Source organism: Caballeronia sp. (genome assembly GCF_028292365.1).
Taxonomy (GTDB): Bacteria; Pseudomonadota; Gammaproteobacteria; order Burkholderiales; family Burkholderiaceae; genus Caballeronia.
The window spans coordinates 1-8451 of sequence record NZ_JAQGMM010000593.1; the positions used below are offsets into that span (position 1 = coordinate 1).

At 60.2% G+C, this 8451-nt stretch carries 8 protein-coding genes, 1 tRNA gene and 1 pseudogene; 7 read left to right on the forward strand and 3 right to left on the reverse strand.

The genetic code is table 11. From position 1 onward, the window contains the following. Together JWR14_RS34905 and JWR14_RS34910 are read right to left on the reverse strand one after the other, a co-directional pair. Positions 1-610 (reverse strand): 3-oxoacid CoA-transferase subunit B (locus JWR14_RS34905; protein WP_299718610.1); only part of this gene is annotated, 610 nt, incomplete at its 3' end. Positions 611-720: 110 nt separating this feature from the next. Next, entirely contained in the window at positions 721-1425 is a 705-nt protein-coding gene (locus tag JWR14_RS34910) for a 3-oxoacid CoA-transferase subunit A (protein ID WP_089160917.1), read from the reverse strand. Between the two features lie 258 nt (positions 1426-1683). Between JWR14_RS34910 and JWR14_RS34915 the strand changes: the two genes are divergently transcribed. The 7 genes from JWR14_RS34915 (at position 1684) to fusA (ending at position 8044) form a co-directional block, all read left to right on the forward strand. Continuing rightward, complete coding sequence (locus JWR14_RS34915; protein ID WP_299718613.1) at positions 1684-2499, forward strand: IclR family transcriptional regulator; 816 nt, start codon at positions 1684-1686, stop codon at positions 2497-2499. A gap of 45 nt (positions 2500-2544) precedes the next feature. Beyond that, a complete protein-coding gene (locus tag JWR14_RS34920) occupies positions 2545-3504 on the forward strand; it encodes a LysR family transcriptional regulator (RefSeq protein ID WP_299718623.1) in 960 nt (319 codons plus the stop codon). Positions 3505-3593: 89 nt separating this feature from the next. Further along, positions 3594-4562 carry a LysR family transcriptional regulator gene (locus JWR14_RS34925; protein WP_299718615.1) on the forward strand — a complete coding sequence of 323 codons (969 nt, stop codon included), beginning with the start codon at positions 3594-3596 and terminating at the stop codon, positions 4560-4562. A 130-nt stretch (positions 4563-4692) separates the two neighbouring features. After that, positions 4693-5070 (forward strand): hypothetical protein, encoded by a 378-nt coding sequence (locus JWR14_RS34930; protein ID WP_299718617.1) that lies wholly within the window; start codon positions 4693-4695, stop codon positions 5068-5070. 185 nt (positions 5071-5255) lie between these two features. Beyond that, a tRNA-Pro gene (locus JWR14_RS34935) sits at positions 5256-5332 on the forward strand. A gap of 367 nt (positions 5333-5699) precedes the next feature. Continuing rightward, positions 5700-5906 (forward strand): hypothetical protein, encoded by a 207-nt coding sequence (locus JWR14_RS34940; RefSeq protein WP_299718619.1) that lies wholly within the window; start codon positions 5700-5702, stop codon positions 5904-5906. Between the two features lie 86 nt (positions 5907-5992). Beyond that, positions 5993-8044: an elongation factor G gene (gene fusA / locus JWR14_RS34945; protein ID WP_299718621.1), complete on the forward strand. Its 2052-nt coding sequence runs from the start codon at positions 5993-5995 to the stop codon at positions 8042-8044. Between the two features lie 65 nt (positions 8045-8109). Here fusA and JWR14_RS34950 read toward each other — a convergent pair. Beyond that, positions 8110-8451: pseudogene (locus JWR14_RS34950) on the reverse strand (Asp/Glu racemase); the annotation flags it as partial.

The window sequence follows — 8451 nt, forward strand, 5'->3', positions numbered from 1 at the left end:
TCAGGCGCTGCAATTCTTCGAACGACAGGCCTTCGACGCAATCGATCACCTTCACGCCTTCGGGCGTGATCTCGAGCACCGCCAGGTCGGTGTAGATCCGGCTCACGCAACCGAGGCCGGTGACCGGGTAGGTGCACTCGGGAACGATCTTGCTCTCGCCCGACTTGGTCAGGTGCTCCATCATCACGAAGGTCTTCTTCGCGCCGATCGCCAGGTCCATCGCGCCGCCCACTGCCGGAATGGCGTCGCCGCCCGTGTGCCAGTTGGCAAGGTCGCCCTTGACCGACACCTGGAACGCGCCGAGCACGCAGATGTCCAGGTGGCCGCCGCGCATCATCGCGAACGAATCGGCGTGGTGGAAATACGCGCCGCCGGTGAGCAGCGTCACGTGTTGTTTGCCGGCGTTGATCAGTTCGTCATCTTCCGCGCCCTTCTCCGGCGCCGGACCCATGCCGAGCAGACCGTTTTCGCTATGCAGGAAGATTTCGCGATCCGCCGCGAGATGGTTCGCGACGAGCGTCGGTACGCCGATGCCCAGGTTCACGTACGCGCCTTCCTGAATGTCCCGGGCGACGCGTTGCGCCATTTCGTCACGAGTCAGTTTTTTCATGTCGATGTCCTTGCTTGATGCATTCGTTGTTGCGGCTGGGCTAAGAGGCTTGCCTGAGAAGCTGGCCTAAGCATCACCCCATGCGCTGCTTGCATTGCAGCGGCTCTTGCTCAAGCAGCTTTCGCCGCTGCCAACTCTGCCGCGTGCACCGCTTGCGGCACCTCGATCACACGCTGCACGAAGATGCCCGGCGTCACGATGTCTTCCGGATCCAGCCCGCCGAGCGGCACGACTTGCGAGACCTGCACGATGGCCGTCTTTGCGGCCATCGCCATGATCGGCCCGAAGTTACGCGCCGTCTTGCGATACACGAGATTGCCCCAGCGGTCGCCCTTGAACGCCTTGATCAGCGCGAAATCGGCGTGCAGCGGCGCTTCGAGCACGTAATGCCGGCCATCGATAAAACGCGTTTCCTTGCCTTCAGCCAGCTTCGTGCCGTAGGCCGTGGGCGTGAAAAACCCGCCGATACCCGCGCCCGCTGCGCGAATGCGCTCAGCAAGATTGCCTTGCGGCACGAGTTCGAGTTCAAGCTCGCCCGCGCGATACAAACCGTCGAACACTTGCGAATCGCTCTGGCGCGGAAACGAGCAGATGATCTTGCGCACGCGTTTCGCTTTTAACAGCGCTGCGAGGCCGGTCTCGCCATTGCCCGCATTGTTGTTCACGATCGTCAGTTCGCGCGCGCCCTGCTCGATCAGCGCGTCAATCAGTTCCGACGGCATGCCCGCCGTACCGAACCCGCCGATCATCACGGTCGCGCCGTCCTGAACGTCCTTCACCGCTGAACTCAGCGAGTCGAAAATCTTGTTGATCATGCCGTCTCTTCCTTTGACGAATGCCGAATGCCGAATGCCGAATGCACCAAAGCCGCATTGCAACTGAATCAAAGCGCGCCGGGTGACTTGATTCCAACCGGCAGTGCTTGCATTTTTAAGTTCGCTGTGCGAACATCGATTCGTTTAGCGAACAAACGTATGGTATTCCCGCATTCGTTGCGCTGTCAATGAACCTCGGGTTTGTACCAATGCATTCGCAATTTGCGTGACGGATAGGACCAAAAGGACCAGACAACGATGATCACGTCCCCTGCTGAAGCCGATCACCCTGATCCGGAATCTCCGTCGCGCCCCGGCGATGCTTATGTGCAATCGTTCGCGCGCGGTTTATCGGTGATTAGATCCTTCAATGCTACGCGTCCGGCGCAGACCTTGTCGGAGGTCGCCGCGGCGTCCGGGCTGACACGCGCCGGCGCACGGCGCATTCTGCTGACGCTTCAGGCGCTCGGTTACGTCGACGCCGACGGGCGGTATTTCACGCTGACCGCGAAAATCCTCGACCTTGGTTTTGCCTATCTGACGTCGATGCCATTCTGGAATCTTGCCGAACCGGTGATGGAAGATCTGGTGGGCCAGGTGCATGAGAGTTGTTCAGCCGCCGTGTTGAACGGCACGGAAATCGTATACGTGTTGCGCGTGCCCACGCATAAGATCATCACGATCAACCTGTCTATCGGCAGCCGTTTGCCAGCGTTTTGCACGTCGCTCGGACGCGTGCTGCTCGCCGCGCTTGATGAAGACAAACTCGACGCCGTGCTCGATGCCAGTCCGCTGGAAGCCCGCACGCCGCGCACGCTCACCGATAAAACCGCGCTGAAAGCTGCGCTGGCGGTGGTGCGCAAACAAGGCTGGTCGATCGTCGACCAGGAACTGGAAGAAGGCCTGATTTCGATGTCAGCGCCCATCCGCGACCGGCAGGGACGCGTGATCGCGGCGCTGAACATCAGCGGCAACGCGCAGCGCAAGAACGCGAAACAGATGGTGAAGGCATTTCTCGACCCGCTGCTGGATGCGGCCCAGCGTGTCTCCGAGATGGTCGCGAGACGTGGTTAGGCGGAGGCCAACTCAACCATGCCAATGAAACCCGGTGACCTCGCGCTGCACGATCTCGATCTGAACCTGATCCCGTATCTGGTCGCGATCGAGGAGACACGCAACGTGAGCCGCGCAGCCGAGCGGCTTGGCGTGAGCCAGCCGCGTGTCAGCACCGCGCTTGGCCGCTTGCGCGAGTATTTCAACGATCCGTTGTTCGTGCGGACATCGCGCGGCATGGAGCCCACGCCGCGAGCCCTCGCACTCGTGCCCGTGGCGCGCGAGGCGCTGAACCGGATCGAACGTGGATTGCTCGATACCCAGCACTTCGATCCCGCCGTCACTACCGATACCTTCGCCATCGCGCTTTCGGATGTGGGTGAAATCGTGTTCTTGCCGCGTCTGTTGCAGACGCTCGCCAGCGTCGCACCGCGGGCTAACCTGCGCTCTGTATCGCTGAAACACGATCAGGTCGAACGCGCCCTGGAAAGCGGTGAGGTCGATCTGGCCATCGGTTATTTCCCCGATCTTGCCGGCAACAACTTCTTCCAGCAGCGGCTCTTTTCGCATCGCTTCATCTGCCTGATGCGGCGCGATCATCCGTACTCGCGCGGCCCGCTGACCCTTGAGCAATATGTTGAATGCGGCCACGCGGTCGTGCGCGCCGAGGGCCGAAGCCAGGAAGTCCTCGAGAATTTCCTCGACAAGAAACGTATCCGCCGCCGCGCCGTGCTCGAGACGCCGCACTTCATGTCCTTGCCGTTCATTCTGTCGCGCACTGACCTGATCGCGACCGTGCCGCACGCCATCGGCTACGCGTACGTGGCCGAGCACGCGGGCATCACGCTGGCCGAACCGCCGCTGCCCTTGCCGAACTTCGATCTGAAGCAGCACTGGCATCGCAAGTTTCACAACGATCCGCGCACCCTATGGCTACGCGGCGTGGTCGCATCGCTTTTCAACGATGAACTCGACGAATGGCCCAAGCTCCCCGAGCAAGCGCGGCGCGAAGACAAACGCCGCTAAACTGAGCACTTTGTTTCCTGCCAGGAAAGTGGCATGGATCTCGTGTCATGGATGCCGAGTTATGGACGCCGAGCTATGGACGCCGAGTCATGGACGCATTAACTAGTCTGCGAGTATTCCGCGATGTTGTCGAAGCCGGCAGCTTTGTCAAAGCCGCCGAGCGGCTGGACATTTCCACGGCGATGACCAGCAAGCACGTCGCCAATCTCGAACGGCAGCTGGGTGTTCGCTTGTTGAACAGGACCACGCGTCATCTGAGCCTGACGGAGGCCGGTAGGGTTTATTACGAGCAGTGCCGGGAAGCCCTGGATATCCTGCAAGCCGCCGAAGCCGCAGTCGGGTCACAAACCGATCAGCCGCGCGGCGTGCTCAAGATTACCGCGCCAGGCTGGTTCGCGACCGCGAAGTTCGCCGATATCCTGGTTGCGTATCGGGCGCGTTATCCAGACGTACTGATCGATCTGCGACTGGAAAACCGCTTCGTCGATCTGGTGGAAGAAGGCTATGACATGGCGTTGCGGGCGACGTCGGAACCGTCCCCTACGATGATCGTGCGACCGCTCTGCAAAGTACCGTTCGTGCTGGTGGGCTCGCCGGACTATCTGAAGCGGCGGGGTTATCCGCGGCATCCCAGTGAACTCAGCGAATGTCATGAGATCGTGCTGCCGACTTATACCAGTGTGGACACGGTCGAGTTCTCCGGGCCGGACGGCGTGTTCGCGGTGAAAAACAGCGCTGTGCTCAAGACCAACGACAGCTCGATGATGCTTCAACTTGTGCGCGCTGGAATTGGTCTCGCCTACTTCCCCGAATGGATCGTGGCGCAGGATCTGGCCTCAGGCGCGCTGACGCGCCTTTTCCCCGAGTACAAGACGTTTGCGCCGCAGGTGTACGCCGTCTACACGAGCCGCAAATACATGACGACCAAAGTGCGTACCTTCATCGATTTCGTTTCCGCAGCACTCGCCGCAGATGATTCCGTCGATGGCTCCATGCCACGGCCAATCGCGCCGCGCCGCTCGGGCGTATCTTCGCCCGCGCCTGGAAAACTAGGATAAATCGTATTCAAATCACATTACCGCTCGTGTGAAGATCGCGCCGATTCTCTCGTTCGGATCGTTCGACTCTCCGGAACTGACGATTGACGGCTCTTTTCCTTCCACTACCAAGACTACCAAGCGGCGTGTGATGAATTTCCCCTGGTTTCCGTTGATCCTCAATTTCGTGCTGTTGGGGGCGTTTGTGTTTGTCTGCAACACGCTGAACACCGGGCGCCGCACGCCGGCGTTTAACGGCGCGCTGATTTTCATTGGCTTTTGTTGCCTGGCGATGCTGCTGGACTTCACGCTGACTTTCGTTTTTGCTTCAGCCACCACGACCGATCGTGAGCGATACATCGATCTATCGTCGTTGTCGGCTTGTGGCGAGCGCGCAGTAGCTTACGCAATTCCTTGCGTGGTTGCCGCTGTGATGGCTTTGAGGTTTCGCGCGAGGAATCGAAGCACGGTCGAGCCATCGGTGACTATTCATACATCCGAGTACACGCAGTCGGAGTTGCGGTATTGAGGTTGTGGGCCACCGGACTGCAGGCCGTAGTGCCAACCTAACCGCAGAGGTTTGTCCCAGCATCCGCGCCTTGGCGGAATGAACGCCATTTGCGCGATGGAAGAGTGAAACTGACGGGCTTTTGCTTCGAAGTTGAGTCTCCAGGTTCTAAAATTTAAGAGTCTCTGATATACTCCTCCTTCTTTCGGGGCGTAGCGCAGCCTGGTAGCGTACCTGCATGGGGTGCAGGGGGTCGCAAGTTCAAATCTTGTCGCCCCGACCAAGACAGCAGTAGGAAAATCAAGGACTTAGCTCTCACGAGCTAAGTCCTTTTTTCTTTGCTTGATGCATTCGTGCACTCTCCCACGCCGATTGAGTTCGTGCGAACGAACTAAGTCGGAGCCGATCGATTCAGCTCACCGGCAGCACCTGCCCCTGCTCACCCCGCAGTCAACGCGTCGGCTCGCAAATCCCGGGATATCTCCCCGCTTGGCGCTACGCCGCTGATCAAATTGTGCAGAGCGGCTAGCCGTGCTTTGTCTTGAACCCGGAGTCCTGGGCGCGCCAGAAGACCCTCGATCTGCGTAGACCAATAGCTGCTGCGAATCAAGCGTGGACGTCGAACGAGCTCATTCAGCGTCTTTTCCACCATGTCGATTTCTGCACTTACCGACTTCATTGCGGTCTCCGGTCTAATAGGTAGCGCTCTGTATGACGACAAGAATCGGGAAAACTTTAGCCAAAGGTGCGACGCGCGTCGGGGCATCGCAGAAAAACCGGTCGAAATAGCCGATGCAGTGCTCGTGGTGCACGCGCTGATCACGCTGTTTATCGTCGGCGGACTGGCTGCGATCTGAAAGACAAACGGGCGATTACCCCATATGGCATACGGGTCCGTTTTCGCCAATAATGGCCCCACATCCACGACTGGACGAGGGCGGCCATGCGCTACAGCCCCGATGCTATCCGCACCATCGCCCTGGTCGGGCACGCCGGGTGCGGCAAGACCTCGCTCATTGAAGCGCTGCTGCATCAAGGCGGCGCCCTCCACGTGCCCGGCAGCGTGGAGCGCGGTACCACGGTCTGCGATTTCGACCCGCTCGAGCGCAAATATCACCACTCGCTGAATTCCGCCGTCACCCATCTGCATTACCGGGATACACGTATCTATCTGCTGGACACGCCCGGCTATCCGGACTTTTCCGGGCCGTCGATCAGCGCCCTGCCCGCCGTGGAGACTGCCGCCGTCGTCATCAATGCGCAGACCGGCATCGAAATGACCACCCGGCGCATGATGGCGTGGGCGGACGCGCGCAAGCTCTGCAGAATGATCATCGTGAACGGGATCGATGGAGAAAAGGTCGATCTTCCGGGCCTTCTGACGCAAATTCAGGAGACCTTCGGCACGAGTTGCCTGCCGATCAACCTGCCGGCGCAGCGCGGCGGCCAAGTAGTGGATTGCTTTTTCAACCCCGCTGGCGACGCCGATTTCTTGTCGGTTTCGGCAGCGCACAATGCGCTGGTCGATCAAGTGATCGAGATCGACCCGGTCTTGATGGAGCTCTACCTGGAGCAAGGCGAAGCTATCAGCCCGGAACAGTTGCACGCGCCCTTTGAGCAGGCGCTGCGTGAGGGTCACCTGGTGCCGATCTGCTTCACGTCGGCGGCTAACGGCGCCGGCATCGCGGAGTTGCTCGACGTGTTCGTCCGGCTCCTGCCCAACCCCATGGAAGGCAACCCGCCGCTCTTCTACCGCGATGCCGGCGGCCGCCGGGAAGTCGTGCGCGCCGAGCCGATCGCCGACAAGCATGTGCTGGCCCACGCCTTCAAGATCGTGATGGACCCGTACATCGGCAAGATGGCCGTGTTTCGCATTCATCAGGGGACGATCAGGCGCGACAGCCAGCTCTATATTGGCGATGCTCGCCAGCCGTTCAAGGTCGCGCATCTGTTCATGCTTCAGGGCAAAGAGCACATGGATGTCAGCCAGGCAGGTCCAGGCGATATCTGCGCCACCGCCAAGGTCGACGAAATCGGTTTCGATGCCGTGCTGCATGACGCGCCCGACGACGGCAACATCCACCTGACCCCGCTCGACTTTCCTACGTCCATCTACGGCCTGGCGATCGAGCCGGCACGCCCGGGCAACGAGCAGCGCCTCTGGGAGATTCTGCAAAAGTTGACGGCGGAAGACCCGTGCCTGCGCATCGAACACCCGGTCGGCACCAACGAGACGGTGGTGCGAGGCTTGGGCGAGCTGCACCTGCGTCACATGCTGGAGCGGCTGTCCGAGCAGTACAAGCTCGAGGTCGTGACGCGGCCACCGAAGATCGCTTATCGGGAAACGATCGGCGCCAAGGCCGAAGGGCATTATCGTCACAAGAAGCAAACTGGCGGCGCCGGGCAATTCGGCGAAGTGATGCTGCGCGTGGAGCCACTGCCGCGAGGTGCCGGTTTCGAATTCGTCGATGCCGTGAAAGGCGGCGCCATCCCCGGACAGTTCATTCCTGCTGTGGAAAAGGGCGTCCTCCAGGTCATCGCGAACGGACCGCTTGCCGGCTTCCCGATGCAGGACGTACGCGTCACCGTCTTCGATGGCAAGAGTCATTCAGTCGACTCAAAGGAAGTCGCATTCGTCACGGCTGGACGCAAGGCCTTCATCGATGCTGTGCTGAAAGCCCAGCCAATCGTGCTTGAACCTATTGTGGACATCGAGGTGATGACGCCGGAAGCGGCGATGGGCGACATCATTGGCGACCTGTCCGCCAAGCGTGGGCAGGTCCATGGCACACGCACGGCCGCCGGCAACACCGTGGTCGTCGCGGGAAAGGTGCCGCTGTCCGAACTCAACGACTATCAGTCGCGTCTGAACGCCATCGCGGGCGGTCATGGCAACTACAACATCCAGCTCAGCCACTACGATCCGGCACCCCCCGCTCAGCAGGAGCGGCTGGCGTCGCAGCACAAAAAGCATGGCGAGAGCACGGAGCCATGAGTGGCGTGCGGCTCATGTGCTCAGAATTGCTGATTATCTATTTATGCGTGTTCGGGGACAACGTATCACAGCCCAAACAAGCTTCCAAGATGAGGTTCCCGGTCGTCCACGCCGGCTAGCCGCAACGCGTGCCAGGCCATCGCGAAGTTGCTGGATATCACCGGCTTGCCGATCCTCGCCTCAAGTTCTGGAATCAGCTCGGCGATACGCAAGCTCGTGCATGACACAAACACAGCTTCAACGTCAGGGTTCCGTGCAAGGCGCTCGACGGCGGCTCGCAACGAGGCCGCGTCTATCCGCGCCACCTCGTTGTCATTCATATGTTCGAACGACGCCATGCGCGTAATGCCGACGCCACGTGCCTCGATGTACTCACGCATATAGTCATTGATCGAGCGCACATAGGG